This is a genomic window from Sphingomonas sp. IBVSS2 (genome assembly GCF_002127225.1).
GTDB lineage: Bacteria > Pseudomonadota > Alphaproteobacteria > Sphingomonadales > Sphingomonadaceae > Sphingomonas.
In genome coordinates, this window is sequence record NZ_NFUR01000002.1 from 246243 (window position 1) to 262156 (window position 15914).

Below are 15914 nucleotides of genomic sequence, written 5' to 3' on the forward strand. Positions count from 1 at the left end.
GAGCCACCCCCCGGTTTCCCGCCGCTGAAGGAGCACTCGTAATTTGCGTATCCCGTTCAGGCCATTTCCCGTCTCCGCCCGGCCGCGCGCCGGGTGGATATGCTCGATCCTCGTCAGCGCGCTGTTGCTGGCGGATGCGCTGGTGATGCTGCTGGCGCCGGCTGTCCTTGCCGGGCCCCAGGCGCATATCGGCTATCCGCCGGGACAATTGCCCTATCTGGCGGGGATCCTGATCCTCGGCGTCGGCGCGTTCCTTACCCGCGGATTGGCGGCGATGGGCTGCGCCGTGCTGACGGCCTTTCTCGGCGGGGCGATCGCAAGCCATGCGCGTATCGGCGAAGCGCTTTCCCTGCCGGTGCTGATCTGCGGCATGCTGGGCGTGCTGCTCTGGGCGGGCTGGCTGATGCGAGAGGCGGTGACGGAGGCACCCGGCACCGCCTCCTAGCAAGCGATCGGCTTCCCCGCCTGCCGAAGCCCGACTATCGCGGCTTTCCCGACGCTGCGCGATCCCCCCGGGATCTGCCTCCCAACGACCGCATCTCCTGACCATATTTTCCCGGCCCTTGCGCGGAAGCCCCCGAAATGGTGCGACAAAGCCGGGCGGCGCGACTTTTCCTTTACGGGATGGGCGAGGGGTTGCGTCTTAGGGGTCGGGAGGAGCTTGCATGCCAGATGCCGCCAGGCACCCGGGGCTGGATGAAGTCGTCGCGCAATATCGGGTGCCGCTGCTGCGTTTCTTCCAGCGCAGGGTCGAGCATTTCGAGGATGCCGACGATCTGGTGCAGGACGTCTTCAGCCGGCTGGCCGCCCAGGATCTGGCGGCCATCGCCAATGTCCAGGGCTATGTCTTCCAGGTCGCCGCCAACGTCCTGCGCGACAAGGCGCGCCGGGCGAACGTGCGCAGCATCATGAGCCCGGCACCCGAGGGTTTCGACATCGAGGACGAGGCGGGCTTCTCTCCCGAACGCATCCTGCAGAGCCGCGAAGCGCTGCAGATCATGATCGCCGCGTTGTACGAGCTGCCGGAAATCGTGCGCGTGGTGTTCAGCCAATATCATTTCGACGGTGTCGCGCAGGTGGAGATCGCGCGCCGCACGGGCCTGTCGCTCAGCACCGTCGAGAAACACATGGCCAGGGCGAACGGCCATCTTCTCCATCGCCTCCGGAAAGCCCGATGAGCAAGTCGCTCGACAAGGTGGAGGAAGCGGCGGCGACCTGGGATGCGCGCCTGCGCGGCGCCACGGCGACGTCCAGCGACCGCCAGGCCTTCCAGGCTTGGCTGCAGGAAGACCCGCTGCACCGGATCACGCACGACCGCCTGCAGATGGCGCTGTCGGAGTTGCGGACCCATGCGCGGCTGCCCGAGCTCAGCGCCCTGCGCGACGAGGCGCGCAACGGCGTCGATGCGATCCGGCGGCGGCGTCTCGCATCGATCTTCGCGGTCGCGGCCGCCATCGTGCTGATCGTGATGGCGAGCATCGGCGCCCAGACCGAGCGAGGTGCCGAGATCCTCGCCCGGCTCCAGGGCGGTTCGGTCTATGTGACGTCGCCGAACGAGCGGACCAAGGTGACGCTTGCGGACGGTTCGGTGGTGACGCTGGATTCGGGCACGCGGCTCTCGGTGCTGCTCGGCGCGTCGCGGCGCGACGTCACCCTGCTCGCCGGACGGGCATTGTTCCAGGTCGCCAAGGATCCGCGGCGGCCCTTCGTCGTCAAGGCCGGGGAGCGGACGATCACCGCGCTGGGCACCGTGTTCGACGTCGATCTTTCGAAGGGCGAATTGCGGGTGACCCTGGCCGAGGGCAGCGTCGCGGTGCGGCCGGTGCAGTTCCGCCGCGGCTCCCCCCAGCAGATATTGAAGCCCAGGCAGCAGCTCGTGGCGACGGCCGGCGACGCGCTTCCCAAGCTGCGCACCGTCGATACCGAGCGCGCGATGAGCTGGGCGGAGGGGCAGGTCTTCTTCGAGAACGAGCCGCTCGCCAGCGCGGTGGAGGAAATGAACGAATATTCGAGCCGGAAGATCGTGGTCGATCCCGCCGTGGCGGACCTGCGGATCAACGGCATGTTCCGGACGAGCAACCAGGCCGGCTTCCTGGAGGCGCTGCAAGTGACGCTGCCCGTCGAAGTCCGCAACGACGGCGAGGGCAGGATATTCGTCTCGAAACGGCCGGGGCCGATCGCCGAATGACCAAGGGGAAAACCATGCGATACTCGTCTCTCGCTCTCGCTGCCGTATTGCTGCCGGCCACGGCCGCCGCGCAGGACAAGCCCGACCCGGCCCGGCTCAAGGCCGATGTCGAGAAGCTGGTGAGCTTCGGCACCCGGCATACCCTGTCCTCCCCCGACGATCCCAAGCGTGGGATCGGGGCGGCCCGCCGCTGGTTCGGCGAGGAGATGAAGAAGACGGCCGCCCGGTGCGGCGGCTGCATCCAGGTCTCCACGATCGAGCGGGTGTTCGCCAACGAGCGGGCGCCGGCCGGCGTCAACGTCGTCGATGTCCTCGCCATCCAGCCGGGCAGCGATCCCGGCCGCGTGGTGATCGTGCAGGGCCATATCGACAGCCGCGTCAGCGATGTGATGGACATTACGCGCGACGCCCCGGGGGCGAACGACGACGCCTCGGGCGTGGCGCTGGTGCTCGAGGCGGCGCGGCTGCTTTCGCAGAAGAAGCTCAAGGCGACGATCATCTATGCCGCGCTCTCGGGCGAGGAACAGGGGCTGCTCGGCGGCACGCTGCTCGCGGAGACCGCGAAGGCGCGGGGGTGGAACGTCACGGCGGTGCTCAACAACGACATCGTCGGCAATACCCTGGGCCAGAACGGCGCGCGGGTGGCGGACCGGGTGCGCGTCTTCTCCGAGGGGATCCGCGCGTCGGAGGACCTGGCCGGGCAGATGGCGCGCCGCGTCAATGGCGGCGAGGACGACGGCCCCAGCCGCGCGCTGGCCAAGGCGATCGACCAGGTCGCGCAGGGGATACCGGGCGGGCTCGACGTGTTCGTCGATCGCCGCAACGACCGGTTCGGCCGCGGCGGCGACCATGAGCCGTTCCTCAAGCTCGGCTATCCGGCGGTGCGCTTCTCGGTGGGGATCGAGAATTACAACCAGCAGCACCAGGACCTGCGCACCGAGGGCGGCATCGAATATGGCGACACCGTCGACAAGATGGACTTCCCCTATCTCGCCAAGGTGACGGCGATCAACGTCGCGACGATCGCACGGCTCGCCGCCGCGCCGGCGGCGCCGGCGGAGGTGAGCCTGAACGGTGCGCTCGGCATGAACACCACCGTGACCTGGGCTCCGGTGCCCGATGCGGCCGGCTATCGCGTCCGCTGGCGGCGCAACGACAAGCAGGACTGGACCGAGCAGCGCGACGTGCCGGCCCCGGCCAGCGAGACGGTGCTGAAGGACGTGATCGTGGACGATATGTTCATCGGCGTCTCCGCTCTTTCGGCCGATGGCGCGGAGAGCCTCGTCACCTTTGGCGGCCGCGCACCCCGTCGCGCGCCGCGCTGAGGGGAGTCCCCGCCGAAATCAGGAACCCGTGCGGAATGGTCCGCACGGGTTTTTTCTCGCGCCCGGGAAACCGCCATCCCGGCCTGCACCGGGATGGCGGCGGCCAGTTCAGAACTTGAACCGGAAGCCCATGCGATAGCTGCGGCCGATCATGTCATAGGGCGCCGAGGTGCCGAACGAAGTGCCGCTGCTGGGGATCTGCTCGGGCGCGCGGTCGAACAGATTCTCCACCACGCCGAACAGCGTGACCTTGCGGCTGCCCAGCTTGATGTCGACATTCTGGGCAAGCTCGAAATACCAGACCGGATCGACATGGTTCAGCGCATCCGGAATGCCCGTCCGGCTCGTCTCGGGCTGGTTGGTGATCCTGCCCGGGCCGAGATAGCGCGTCGTCAGCGTCGTGCGGCTCGGGCCGACGGCATAGGTGGCGGTCATCAGGCCGCGCCATTTCAGGCTGCTGAAGGTACCCAATATGGGCGGCGCGGAATCGCCGGGCAGGTTGGTCTCGTCCTTCAGCCGCTGCGAGACCAGCAGCCGCAGGTTGATCGACCCCGGCAGCTTCGCGGAGATGTCGCTGAGATTGGCGCGATAGCTCGCCTCATAGTCGATGCCCTCCACCGCCACGTTCTGCGCGTTGATGCCGCTGGTATAGATGGTGGCGTTCACCAGGTTGGTGGCGCCCGGCGCCAGCACGATCGAGCCGCAGGCCGCTGGGTTCACCGGACGGTTGAATCCGTAGCACATGTCGATGATCTGCTGGGCGCCGACCGCGGTGATCGCGTTCTTGATGTCGATCTTGTACCAGTCGACCGAGAAGCTGAAGCCGCGCAGCCAGCGCGGCGTGTAGACGCCGCCGGCGGTCCAGGTATCGGCGATTTCGGGCGTCAGATTGGGATTGCCGCCGCTCAGCGTGGTGTTCGGCACTTGCGGGCTGCCCGGCTGGGTGCGGTCGAGATAGGCGTTCACGAACTGGCTGGCGGGCGCGAACAGGTCGTTGAGGTTCGGCGCCCGGATATCGCGCGAGCGCGTGCCGCGCAGCCGCAGCCCGTCGACGACTTCCCAGCTCAGCCCCGCCTTCCAGGTCGTCACCGGGCCGCTCGTCGAATAGTCGGTGCGCCGGATCGCACCGTTCAGCTCCAGGCTCTTCGCGACGACCGAATCCTTCAGCAGCGGCACCAGGACCTCGCCGAAGAACTCCTTCACATTATAGCCGTTGCTGCCGCCCTTGAAGTTGCCGACGTTCCATAGCGACTGGAGCGAATAGCTGTCGGCCGTCGAGGAGAAGGACTCCTTGCGATATTCGAAGCCGGCGGCGATCGAGACCGGCCCCGCCCAGGTCGAGAACGGATTATACTGCGCGTCGATCGACCAGACGTCCTGATAGAAATCCAGGTCCTGGCGGGTCCGCAGCCCGTCGGCATAGCCGGTGACCCAGGCGATCGAGGCCGCGCCGAGCGATCCCTCGCCGAACAGGTTCATCGGCACGCAGCCATTGCCCGGATTGGCGAGCGTCGAGCGGCAGATCGGCGTGCCCGCCGCCACTCCGGCAACGCCGCCCGCCGCCGGATTGGCGATCACGTCGATCGCCTGGTTGAACCGGCTGAGGATGATGTTGTTGTCGCGGGTGTACCAAACCTTGCTGTGGCCGCGCTGATAATAGGCGCGCCATTTGCCGCTGCCCAGGAAACTGCCCTCCAGCGCGAGCAGGACGCGATCCTGGCGGCGGTTATATCCCGCCTCGCCGATATGCGAGCCCGGCGTGTTGATCATGTCGTAGAACAGGCGGTTCATCTGGAACGACGTGACCTGCGCCGAGTCCATCGCCTGCCGCGTCGCCAGGGGGATGAAGGGATTGTCCCGCGTGACGGTAATCGCCGTGGTGCCCTGGCGATTGTAGACGGCCGACCAGTTGATCGTGTCGTTGCCGGCATAGCTCGCCTCGACGATCGCATTGATGTCGTCGGTGAGTTCGTAGCTGAGGCGGCCGTAGAGGCTCCAATGCTTGTCGTCGGGCATCAGTGCGCCGCGGACGGGCATGGATTCCACCGTGCCGCCGGCCTGGACCTGGCCCTGCTGGATCGGCCCGAACACGAAGGTGCCGACCGTGCCGCCCGGGCCGAAGGACGTGCCCTTCAGCGGGCCCGTGGCGATCACGCCGCCCGGCGTGCTGTTATAGCCGGCATCGGTGCGCACGATCTGGCCGGGCTCGCCGTTGGTCGCCGTCCATGCCGGATTGTTCATCAGGCGCAGGCCCGGCTGAAACCAGTCGCGGACATGGTTGTAGAAGTCGATCCGGTCGCCCTTGTAGTAGTTGCCGCTCAGCAGGACATGGCCGCGCCCGCCCGCGAACCTGGCGCCCCAGGCAAGGTCGCCGGTCACCACGCGCCCGTCGGCATAGTCGGTCTGGCTGAAGTTGAAGCCGCCCTTCAGCCCGGTGAACTTCGTGTCGAGGATGAAGTTGACGACGCCGGCCACGGCATCCGAGCCATAGGCGGCGGAGGCACCGCCGGTCACCACGTCGACGCGCTGCACCAGGTTCTGCGGCAGCATGTTGATGTCCACCGCGGGAGACATGCCGGAGCCGACGACGCGGCGGCCGTCGAGCAGGGTCAGCGTGCGGGTGACGCCCAGGTCGCGGGCGCTCAGCTGGTTCGCGCCGCCCGTGGCATTGGCGAACAGGGTCGTCGTGCGCGGCGTGTTGCCGGTCCCCATCGCGGGCAGCTGGCTGACATAGTCGGCGATGTTGGTGGGATTGCGTTCCGAGATGTCCTCGGCGCTCAGCACGGTGGTCGGCGTCGGGGCGTCGTTGCCGTTGCGCACGATGCGCGAGCCGGTGACGATCAGTTCGGCGCCCTCGGATGCGGCTTCCTCCTGTGCGGCGGGCGTCGGATCGGTGCGATCCTGGTCGCGTGCCGGGGCGGCCGGAGCTTCGAAACTCGCCGTCTGGCGGCGCACCTCCTCGGGCCTTGCGATCCTGCGCAGGGTGAGGACGCTTCCACCCTCGACGCTCAGCCCGGTTCCCTCGAGCAGGACGCGCAGCGCGTCGCGCGGCGTCAGGCTGCCATGGATGCCCCTGGTGCGCTTGCCTGCCACCATCGCGCTGGAGAAGATGATCTCCTGGTTCGCCTGCCGGGCAAAGGCATTCAGCGCGCTGCCCAGGTCCCCGGCGGCAATGTTGAAGCTGCGCGCCTGCTGCGCCGCCGCGGCCGGAGCGACGGATACACACAAGGCCGCCGCCATCGCGGAGCAAGAGCTATGGATCGAGAACGCCCCCCTGTTTCGCATATTGTCCCTCCCTGCCGCGCTGATCGCGGTGTCACTCCGTGAGACGCAGGGAGAAGCCGATCCCGCCGAAAAAATGTCGGCGGGGCCGGGGGGCGCGACGGCCTGCGGCCCGCGATGGCTCGCGGGCCGCCCTTGGTTCTAGGACTTGAGGCCCTTGGCCATGTTGAGATGCGCAGCCACTGTCGGGACCAGCTTGGCGGCGAAATCGCGCAGCTGCTGCGGTACGTCCTTGTTGGCGACGGTCGCCTTCACCGCATCGAGCGTCTTCTGGTGCGCATCGACCTGGGCGGCGGCATAGGCCTTGTCGAATTCGGCTCCCTTCAGGGGCTTGAGCGAATCCAGCGCCTGCTGCTGCGCGGCCGTCAGCGTCGGATCCGGGGTGATGGCGGGCGCGGCCGCGCTCGCCGCCGTCTTGAGCTTCGCGGTCGATTCGGTGTGCGCCTTTATCATCGCGTCGGCGAATCTCCTGATCGCTGCGGATTGCGACTGGCCCTGGGCGAGCTTCGAAGTCTCGATCTCGAAGGCGTCGCTCGCCGCGGCGGCATTTGCGAAGGCCTGGCCGGCGGACGCGGCGGCGGGAGCCATTCCGTTCGCCATCATCGAACCATCGGTGTTGGTGGTGACGGTGGTCGTGTCGGTCTTGGTGGTTTCGGTCTTCGAACCACAGCCTGCGAGTGCGAGCCCGGCGGCCCCCAGCATCATCCAGCGAAGAACCTGCATCCTTACCTCCTGTTCGAGCCCCTGGTGCGGAGCCATGGCGTGAACGCCTGCCGCTATTGCCCGTTCCGCCCGAACCCTTTTGACGCAACGCGCGTTTGAACCGGCGCGCCTGCGCTTCATCGCACGTGACGGGAGGATTGAATGAGCATCTTCGGCAGCATCATGGGCAAGATCTTCGGCCACAAGGCGGATGCACCCGCCCCCAGTCCCGCACCCGCAGAAGCGGAAGCCGCTCCGGCCGCGGCGCCGGCTCCCACCGCGGACGCGACGCCGGTCGATGTCGGCGCCGTCCTGTCCGAGATGGCGAGCATGAAGGGCGGCGGCGGCAATTACCAGACGTCGATCGTCGATCTGCTCAAGCTGCTCGATCTCGATTCCAGCCTGGATGCGCGCAAGCAGCTCGCCGACGAGCTGGACGTGCATGCCGGCGAGCCTGGCACCGCCGAGCAGAACATCGCATTGCACCAGGCGGTCATGGCCAAGCTGGCCGAAAATGGCGGCGTGGTGCCCGACAGCCTGCGCGGAGGCTGAATCCCGGCTGCCCCGGCGCGCGGGCTCAGGCCGCGATCGCTTCTCCGACGAAGTGGAAGAAGGCGCGGCTTTCGGCCCGGCGGGCAGCATCCCATTCCGGGTGCCACTGCACGGCGAGCACCGGCGCGCCGGCAGGACGGGCCGAGAATGCCTCCACCAGGCCGTCGCCCGCGGCATGGGCTTCGGGCGCCAGGCCGCGGCCGAGGCGCCCGATACCCTGTCGGTGCACCGAGTTCACCCGGATGCGCCGCTCGCCCGTAATGGCGGCGAGGAGGCCTTCGGGGCGCAGTTCCACCTCATGGCCATGGTCGAACAGCGCCTCATAGGGCAGGTGATCGCCCTCCCGGTGGTGCGCGGCGAGGCCGTCGGTCAGCGTGCCGCCGAACAGCACGTTGAGCTCCTGCAGGCCACGGCAGATGCCGAACACCGGGCGGCCTGCATCGATCATGCGGCCGGCCAGCGCGAGCGCCACTTCGTCCCGCTCCTCGTCGAGCGGGCCTTGGGAAGTGCCGTCACTGCCATAGCGGCTGGCCGCGATGTTCGAGCGCGAACCGGTGAGCAGCAGGCCATCGAGCCGAGCGGCGAGCGCCGCCGCGTCGAACGCGCCGGCGACGGCGGGCACCAGCAGCACGGTGGCGCCGGAAATCTCGGCCAGCGGGCGGATGAATCGTGTCGCGACCGCCTGGATCGGCCGGTCGGCGATTTCGTTGCAGCACAGGACGCCGATCAGCGGGCTCACGCGCCATGCTCCGCCAGCCGCTCGGAAAGCGCGTTGCGCGCGGCGCGTTCGAGCCGGATTCCCTCTGGCTGCGCCACGATGCTTTCGGGCGGCACATCGTCGAGCAGCCACACATTGCCACCGATCACGCTGCCGCGCCCGATCGTCACGCGGCCCAGGATCGTGGCGCCGGCATAGATGGTGACGCCGTCCTCGACGATCGGATGCCGGGCGTGCCGGGTCCGCGGCCCGGTGGGCGCCAGGCCGAGCGGACTGCGTGCGCCCAGGGTGACGTGCTGATAGAGGCGCACGCCCCGCCCGATGATCGCGGTCTCGCCGATCACCACGCCGGTGCCATGGTCGATGAAGAAGCTGGGGCCGATCGTGGCCCCGGGATGGATGTCGATGCCGGTGCGCGCATTGGCCAGCTCCGAGATCACGCGCGCCACGATCACCGCGCCCAGCGTGTGGAGCTGGTGCGCGATCCGGTGATGGAGAATGGCGAGCGCGCCCGGATAGCTGATCAGGATCTCGTCGGTGCTGCGCGCGGCGGGATCGCCGACAAAGGCGGCTTCGACATCGGCATCGACCAGCGCGCGGATCTCGGCGAGCGTCGCGGCGAACAGGCGGACGATCGCATCGGGCTGATCCGGCTCGAAGGGCTGGTCGGATTCGGCCTGCCAATAGTCGAGCTCGCTCGCCACTTCCTCGCGCAGCAGCGTCAGCGCGCCGTGCAGTTGATCCGCGACGAAATCGTCCTCGCCTGCCGGGCCGTCGCGGAAGCCGCCCAGCCTGGCGGGGAAAAGTGCCGCCGAGAGATGCTCGACGACGCGTGCCAGGCCGGCCGGGGAGGGGAAGCGCGTCACGCTCCCCCGGCCGGGCTGCCGCGTCCGCCAGGCCGAGCGCACGGCATTGAGCGCGGCGATGGCGTCCGCGATCTCGGGGGCGAGGGTGGGGGCCGGCTGGCCGGGGGACGTCGAACGCATGGAAGCTGCCTCGTGCTGCGTGCGCTTAACATCCCCTGATTTGATAGGATTTTCAGCAAAGGAAATATTGGCGGGCGCGAAAGCCTGGGGAAGCAGGATCAGGCGGGCAGGGCGCGGGCGCCTTCGATCGGCAGCAACAGCGTGAAGCGGGTGCCCTGCGGCGTCGATTCGAGTTCGACCCTGCCGCCGATCACTTCGGCCCGGCGGGCCTGGTTGCCGAGGCCACGGCCCTGTGCCGCCATGGTCGCGTCGAAACCCCGGCCATTGTCCTCGATGCCCACGCGCACCTGGCCGTCGCGCACCCCGGTGGTGACGACGATCTCGTTCGCGCCGGCGTGCTTGATCACGTTGGTGAACGCCTCCTGCAGGATGCGCAGCACGTGGAGCGAATGGCGCTGGTCGAGCCAGGGGAGCGGCGGCACGTCGCGCACGTCCCAGCGCAGGCGGATGCCCGTGGCCTCGAGCCGGGGCTGCAGGCGGAAGCGCAGGGTGCCCAGCAGCAGCAGCAGGTCGGTCTCCACCGGCTCCATCGAATCGATGGTGAGCTTCAGGTCGTCGATGCAGCCCTTGAGCAGCTGGGCGATGTCCGCTTCGTCGATATGGCCGTGCTCGACCATGCGCAGGGTGCTCACCAGGGACGAGCCGAGCCCGTCGTGCATGTCCTGCATCAGGCGCTGGCGCTCCTGGAAGAGCACTTCGCGCCGCTCGATCTCGCGCAGCTTCTGGTGGCTGGCGTTGAGCTCCGCCTCGCGCTCGGCCAGGCGGCTGGCGAGCACCAGGTTGGATTCGGCCACGGCATGCATTGCCCTGATATAGCGGCTCAGCATGATCTGGCAGAAGGCGATGATCAGCGCGATCTGCGCGTAGAAGGAGACGAACAGGCTCTCGATGTCGATGATGTTGTTCTGCAGCAGCATGTCGCGCCCGCCCAGGATGAAGGAGAGCAGGCCGCAGATCGCCAGCCCGATCCCCTCCATGGTGCCCGCGCGCCGGCTCCAGACGATGTGCACGATGAAGGTGAAGGTGCCCACGCTCACCATGGTGATGTACATCAGCGGCGAGACGATCGTGGCGTCGGCCGTCCCCTCGAACAGCGGCAGGGTGATCCCGCCGAAGCCCAGGCACATGACGGCGATGATCGCGGTCAGCCAGCGCGCGTGGTGATGGTGCAGCGCGGTGAGGAAGAGATGGGCGATCAGGACCGTCCAGCCGACCGAATTGACCGTGACCCAGCCGAACCAGGCATCGGAGATCGGCAGGCGGTCCGCGCCCATATAGGCGTGCATCACGCGCAGGAACGTCGCGACGGTCATCAGCGCATAGAGGAGGTAGAGCGTCTCGCGCCGCGACCGCAGCCAGACGAGGAAGGCGAACACCCCCGTCGCGAGGAACATCGCCGAGCTGATATAGGGCAGCTCGGCCTGGAAGAAGGCGCGGGTGTAATAGGCCGCGGCGAGTTGGCGATAATCGCCGATCCACAGCGTGGAAAGCGCGCCGCCGATGCCGCGGACGTGGCGGATGCGGATCAGCAGGTCCCTGGGCGGGGCGCTCTCGGCGGCTTCCTCGAGCGGAATCCACAGCGGCCGGTTCGAACCGTTCCACTGGAGATTGGCGTGCGTCTGGTAGAAGAGCCGCCCGTCGACATAGATGGCCAGCTCGCCATCCGTCTTCCAGCGCGGAATGTAGAGATAGGCGCCGCTCGGCGCCGCCTGCGCGGGATCGATCGTGAAGTGATACCAGGTCGTCTGGGTGGGCAGCAGCCCGGCGTCGCCGGCCCCCGGCAGCATGTGCGGCCGGGGCGCATGGGGCAGCGTGACGTCTTGCCACCGGCCCGGCAGCGCGCGCCAGTCGGCGGTGCGCGACGGCGGGGGATAGCCCTGGGTATATTGTACCAGCAACTGTGCGCGGGTCAGGTGAATGCCCTGCGGCCGGGATCCGAGATAAAGGGCGACGAGGATCAGCGTCGCCAGTCCCGCATAGACGAGGAAGGTCCGCAGCGACCTAGAGAATACCATGGTTGCGGGCCTCGAAGATCGCTTCCGCCTTCGAGGTGACCTCGAGCTTCTGGTAGATTCGGCGGACGAAGGTCATCACCGTGTTGCGCGAGACCAGCATCAGCTCGGCGATCTCGTCATAGCTGAAGCCCTTGGTGATCAGCTCGAGCGCCTCGCGCTCGCGCGGCGAGAGCGGGGAGGCGATCGGAGTCGCCGTCGCCAGCGCGGCGGCGGTTGGCACCTGCGGTGCCTGCTCGGCCGGGCGGAAGCGCAGCAGGATCTGGCGGGCGATGCGCGGGCTGATCGGGCTGCCCCCGGCATGGAGGGCGCGAATCTCGTCGGCGATCTTTTCCGCTGAGCTGTCCTTCAGCAGATAGCCCGCCGCCCCCGCCTCGATCGAGGCGATCACGTGCTTCTCGTCGGCGAAGGTGGTGCTCACCATGATCCCGCAATCGGGCCAGCTCGCATGGGCCGCGCGGATGACGTCGATTCCCGATCCGTCGGGCAGACCCAGGTCGACCACCAGCACGTCGAGCGGATCGCCGGCGAGCATCCTGCGCGCCTGGGCGACGTTGTGCGCCATGCCGATCAGCTGCATGTCCGTCGAGTTGCGCACCGCGGCGGCGAAACTGTTCTGGAAGGCGATATCGTCCTCCACCAGCGCGACCCTGAGCAGTGGCGAGGCGGCATCGGGCATCGGGGCATCCTGGAGCGGCCCGCGTCCCGTCGCGTGGCCGTGGCGGCGATCGGATGGGCGCATGGCGACGCCCGGCTTTCGCGCTCTTACCATTCCAACGGCCCCGGGCTTGTCCCTAGAAATAGCGACATACGCGATATTTCGTGTTCGTTACAATTTGTTCCGGAGCCCTGCCCTGGTTAATGTCACATTTCCCAGGTCGGGCACAAACAAGAGTCGCGTCATGCCAAGCCCGGAACCCTTGACGCCCCTGCTGGTGGCGGAGCTGGTCGGCGGTATCTACGAAGCCGCGCTCGATCCGTGCCTGTGGCAGCGGCTGGTCGATCGCGTCGAGGAGATCTACCCCGAGATCACCGTCGCGCTGTTCAGCCATGAGAGCCACCTGCCGGCGGCTGCGCTCACGGTGACGGCCAATTACTCCGATGCCGCGATGCGCGACTATGCGGCCCATTATTTCTCCAACAGCCCCTATGTCGATTTCGTGCCGCGCAACGGCGTCGGCCAGCCGGTGCGGACCGAGGCGATCATCCGCGAGGAGGAGCTGTTCCGCACCGAGCATTACAACGACTTCATGCGCGTCCACCGGATCGGTCATTACGGCACCGGCATGGTGCTCGAGCGCGAGCCGGGCGGCTGGGCCTCGCTCTCCTTCGCCGACCGGCGGAACGACACCGCGCGGCGCGAGCACCAGATGCAGCTGCTCCGGCTGCTCGCCCCGCATTTCGGCCGCGCGTTCAAGCTGCGGCGGACGCTGATGGACGCGCGCATGGCGGGCATGGCCGCGCAGGCGGTGTTCGACGGCTGGATGCACGCCGCCTTCGTGCTGGATCGCGAAGGGCGCGTGATGACGATGAACCGCCGTGCCGAAGCGCTGGTCGCATGCGGCGAGGGGGTCATGCTCAACCGTTTCGGCCAGCCGCGCAGCTTCGACGACAAGTGCAGTCGCGCGCTCGACCTTGCGTTCGCCGCCTGCCGGGTCAGCGCGGATGCGCCGATGGAGGCGAGCGGCGAGCTTTCCGGCGTGATGCTCCCGCGCCGCAGCGGCGGGGTGCCGCTGCACGCGATGCTCTGGCCGGTCGCCACCGCGGCCGAGTTCGGTTTGCCGAGCCTGCCCGGGCAGGTGCTGCTCATCATATCCGATCCCGACGATACGCCGCCCGGCGCGGTCGCGTGGATTGCGCGGCGCTTCGCTCTGTCCCCCGCGGAAGAGAAGCTCGCCGATGCAGTGATCGCCGGCGTGCCGCTGAACGAGGCGGCGGAAAATCTCGGTATCCAGCTGTCGACGGCGCGCACCCGGCTCAAGACCATCCAGGCCAAGACCGGTTGCCATCGCCAGCTCGACCTGGTGCGCCTGGCCATGTCGGTGCCCACCGTCCGACTCGGATAGGGCGCGCGCACCGGCCGGTTTCCCCGCGAAGATGAACCGCGCCTAAACCACTACCATATGGGAGCTATTCGCTCCCGGTGCGCCTGCCTAGGCAACTCCATTCCGGATCGTGTCCGCACGATCGCGGTCGGGGGTCTGCGTCGATGAAGTTGGTGTTTTCCTGTCGTGACTTGCGTGTGGGACGGGGGCGAACGGGGGAATATGGAGCGGCGGCTGCACCGTTCCGTAACGTCATTCCGCTGTCACTATTAGTAGCGACAGACGGAAAATTCCGCCTGCGGTACGATCGGCAGGCAGGATCGCTCGCCCGGGTCGTGGGGCGGAGCGGCCTCCGGGTTTCCCAGTTCCAGACAAAAAAAGGCCGAGCGATGCCGAAGGTTGCCGTGCAGCATCTCCCGAGCGGGCGGAAGACGCTTGCCATGTTCCTGCTCCTCGGGGGCACCATGCTGGCCTTGCCCGCGGCCGCGCAGGTGCTGCCCAACCGCCAGCAGCTCAACCCCGCCCAGCAGACGCCGATACCCGCCGCGCCGCGCGGCGAGCTGTTCCGCGACATGGAAGCGGGGCCATGCCCCTTCGCCGACAGCGACCTGAAGGTCACGCTGACCGGGGTCGAGTTTCAGGGCGCCAATGGCGCTCTCGCGCTGGGCGAGGACAAGCTGCGCCTCGCCTATGCCGATCTGCTCGGCAGGGAAGTGCCGATCGCCACGATCTGCACGATCCGCGACCGGGTGGCGGCGCTCTACCTGCGCCGCGGCGTGCTCGCGGCGGTGGAAATCCCCCAACAGCGCATCGCCGACGGCAAGCTGATCCTCTCGGTCGTCGAGGCGCATGTGGTCTCGGTGAGCTATCACGGCGATGTCGGCCCGGCACAGCGCCAGGTCGAGCGCTATCTCGACAAGCTGAAGGGGATGACGCCCTTCGATCTCAATGTCGCGCAGCGCTACCTGCTGCTCGCCTCGGACATTCCCGGCGTGATCGTCCAGGCTTCGCTCAAGCAGTCGCCCGGCGGCAGCGGTGCGGTCGATCTCGACATTGCGGTCTCGCGCACGCCGGTCACCGCCACCTTCGCGGTGAACGACTATGGTTCGGACTCGATCGGCCGCGACCTCGCCACCGCGCGCGTCGACTATAACAGCTTCACGCCGCTCGGCGAGCGCACCACGATCGTCGGCTATGGCACGATCTCCAGCCCGGAGCAGCGAGTCATCCAGCTGACCGAGAGCGTCAAGCTGGGCGGGGAGGGCCTCCAGCTCGACCTGTCCGGCTCGTTCGCGCGGACCCGGCCCGGTGCCGCGCTCAAGCCGCTCGACCTGCTGGGCAACAGCTTCGCGGGCAATGCGCGGCTCACCTATCCGCTGCTGCGCCACCGCCGCTACAATCTGAACCTCTCGGGCGGCCTGGAATGGATCGACCAGAAGGTCGAGTTCGGCGGCGGCGTCGCCACGCTGACCGAAGACAGGCTGCGCGTGTTCTTCGCCCGGCTCGACGGCCATCTGGCGCCGCGCGAGCTCGCCTCGCATTCGGTGGCCGCCACCGGCTCGCTCGAGCTGCGCAAGGGCATCAACGGGCTGGGCGCAACGCCCTATGGCAACCGCGTCGCCTCGCGCTTCGGCGGGCGCCCGGATGCGACGGTGGTCCGCGCGGATTTCTCGGTCGGCGGCCGGGTGGTCGGCCCGGTGACCGCCAGCGTCTCGGCCAGCTGGCAATATACCGACACGCCGCTGCTCTCGTACGAGGAGTTCGCCGCCGGCAACCTCTCGATCGGCCGGGGCTATGATCCCTCGGCCGCCTCGGGCGATCGCGCGCTGGGCTCGACCCTGGAGATCAGCACCGCGCCCTTCGCCTTCGCCAAGCGCTCGGTCTTCCGCCCCTATGCGTTCCTCGATGCGGTGCGGCTCACCAATATCGGCCCGGGCGCCGACCAGGTGACGCTGCGCTCGGCCGGCTACGGCGTCCGCGCGCAGATCGGCCCCTGGTTCTCGCTCGATCTCGCCTGGGCGCATCCGTTCGACCGGGTCGCGCCCAAGGCGCCCAAGCCCGCCGACCGCATCCTCGTCAGCCTCTCCGCCTCGATCTTCTGAGG

At 68.2% G+C, this 15914-nt stretch carries 13 protein-coding genes; 7 read left to right on the top strand and 6 right to left on the bottom strand.

Annotation, left to right across the window (positions count from 1 at the left end):
* The first annotated feature begins 43 nt into the window (after positions 1-43).
* From CAP40_RS07350 to CAP40_RS07365, 4 genes are all read left to right on the top strand, one after another.
* Positions 44-445: a DoxX family protein gene (locus CAP40_RS07350; RefSeq protein WP_144034267.1), complete on the top strand. Its 402-nt coding sequence runs from the start codon at positions 44-46 to the stop codon at positions 443-445.
* A gap of 220 nt (positions 446-665) precedes the next feature.
* Positions 666-1178: an RNA polymerase sigma factor gene (locus CAP40_RS07355; RefSeq protein WP_086128743.1), complete on the top strand. Its 513-nt coding sequence runs from the start codon at positions 666-668 to the stop codon at positions 1176-1178.
* A complete protein-coding gene (locus CAP40_RS07360; protein ID WP_086128744.1) occupies positions 1175-2188 on the top strand; it encodes a FecR domain-containing protein in 1014 nt (337 codons plus the stop codon). The genes CAP40_RS07355 and CAP40_RS07360 overlap by 4 nt, the downstream gene beginning before the upstream one ends.
* 14 nt (positions 2189-2202) lie before the next feature.
* Entirely contained in the window at positions 2203-3513 is a 1311-nt protein-coding gene (locus tag CAP40_RS07365; RefSeq protein WP_086129352.1) for a M20/M25/M40 family metallo-hydrolase, read from the top strand.
* Positions 3514-3621: 108 nt separating this feature from the next.
* Here CAP40_RS07365 and CAP40_RS07370 read toward each other — a convergent pair whose 3' ends face one another.
* Together CAP40_RS07370 and CAP40_RS07375 are read right to left on the bottom strand one after the other, a co-directional pair.
* Positions 3622-6753: a TonB-dependent receptor gene (locus tag CAP40_RS07370; protein WP_179187965.1), complete on the bottom strand. Its 3132-nt coding sequence runs from the start codon at positions 6751-6753 to the stop codon at positions 3622-3624.
* A 183-nt stretch (positions 6754-6936) separates the two neighbouring features.
* Positions 6937-7518 carry a DUF4142 domain-containing protein gene (locus tag CAP40_RS07375; protein WP_086128746.1) on the bottom strand — a complete coding sequence of 194 codons (582 nt, stop codon included), beginning with the start codon at positions 7516-7518 and terminating at the stop codon, positions 6937-6939.
* A gap of 141 nt (positions 7519-7659) precedes the next feature.
* Here CAP40_RS07375 and CAP40_RS07380 point away from each other — a divergent pair, with 141 nt between their 5' ends.
* Positions 7660-8049: a DUF3597 family protein gene (locus tag CAP40_RS07380; RefSeq protein ID WP_086128747.1), complete on the top strand. Its 390-nt coding sequence runs from the start codon at positions 7660-7662 to the stop codon at positions 8047-8049.
* A gap of 25 nt (positions 8050-8074) precedes the next feature.
* Here the strand turns inward: CAP40_RS07380 and CAP40_RS07385 are convergent, their stop codons facing one another.
* The 4 genes from CAP40_RS07385 to CAP40_RS07400 form a co-directional block, all read right to left on the bottom strand.
* Positions 8075-8788 (bottom strand): gamma-glutamyl-gamma-aminobutyrate hydrolase family protein, encoded by a 714-nt coding sequence (locus tag CAP40_RS07385; protein WP_086128748.1) that lies wholly within the window; start codon positions 8786-8788, stop codon positions 8075-8077.
* Positions 8785-9753, bottom strand: a complete 969-nt coding sequence (gene epsC / locus CAP40_RS07390; RefSeq protein ID WP_086128749.1) for a serine O-acetyltransferase EpsC — start codon at positions 9751-9753, stop codon at positions 8785-8787. Before epsC ends, CAP40_RS07385 begins: the two co-directional genes overlap by 4 nt.
* A 98-nt stretch (positions 9754-9851) precedes the next feature.
* Entirely contained in the window at positions 9852-11768 is a 1917-nt protein-coding gene (locus CAP40_RS07395) for a sensor histidine kinase (RefSeq protein ID WP_086128750.1), read from the bottom strand.
* Positions 11755-12507, bottom strand: coding sequence for a response regulator transcription factor (locus CAP40_RS07400; RefSeq protein WP_218822118.1), 753 nt, complete (start codon positions 12505-12507; stop codon positions 11755-11757). The genes CAP40_RS07395 and CAP40_RS07400 overlap by 14 nt, the downstream gene beginning before the upstream one ends.
* Before the next feature lie 178 nt (positions 12508-12685).
* Between CAP40_RS07400 and CAP40_RS07405 the strand changes: the two genes are divergently transcribed.
* Both CAP40_RS07405 and CAP40_RS07410 read left to right on the top strand, forming a co-directional pair.
* On the top strand, positions 12686-13831 hold the full coding sequence (locus tag CAP40_RS07405) for a helix-turn-helix transcriptional regulator (protein ID WP_086128752.1): 1146 nt from the start codon (positions 12686-12688) through the stop codon (positions 13829-13831).
* Between the two features lie 419 nt (positions 13832-14250).
* Positions 14251-15912 carry a ShlB/FhaC/HecB family hemolysin secretion/activation protein gene (locus tag CAP40_RS07410; RefSeq protein ID WP_218822119.1) on the top strand — a complete coding sequence of 554 codons (1662 nt, stop codon included), beginning with the start codon at positions 14251-14253 and terminating at the stop codon, positions 15910-15912.
* The last annotated feature ends 2 nt before the right edge of the window (positions 15913-15914 follow it).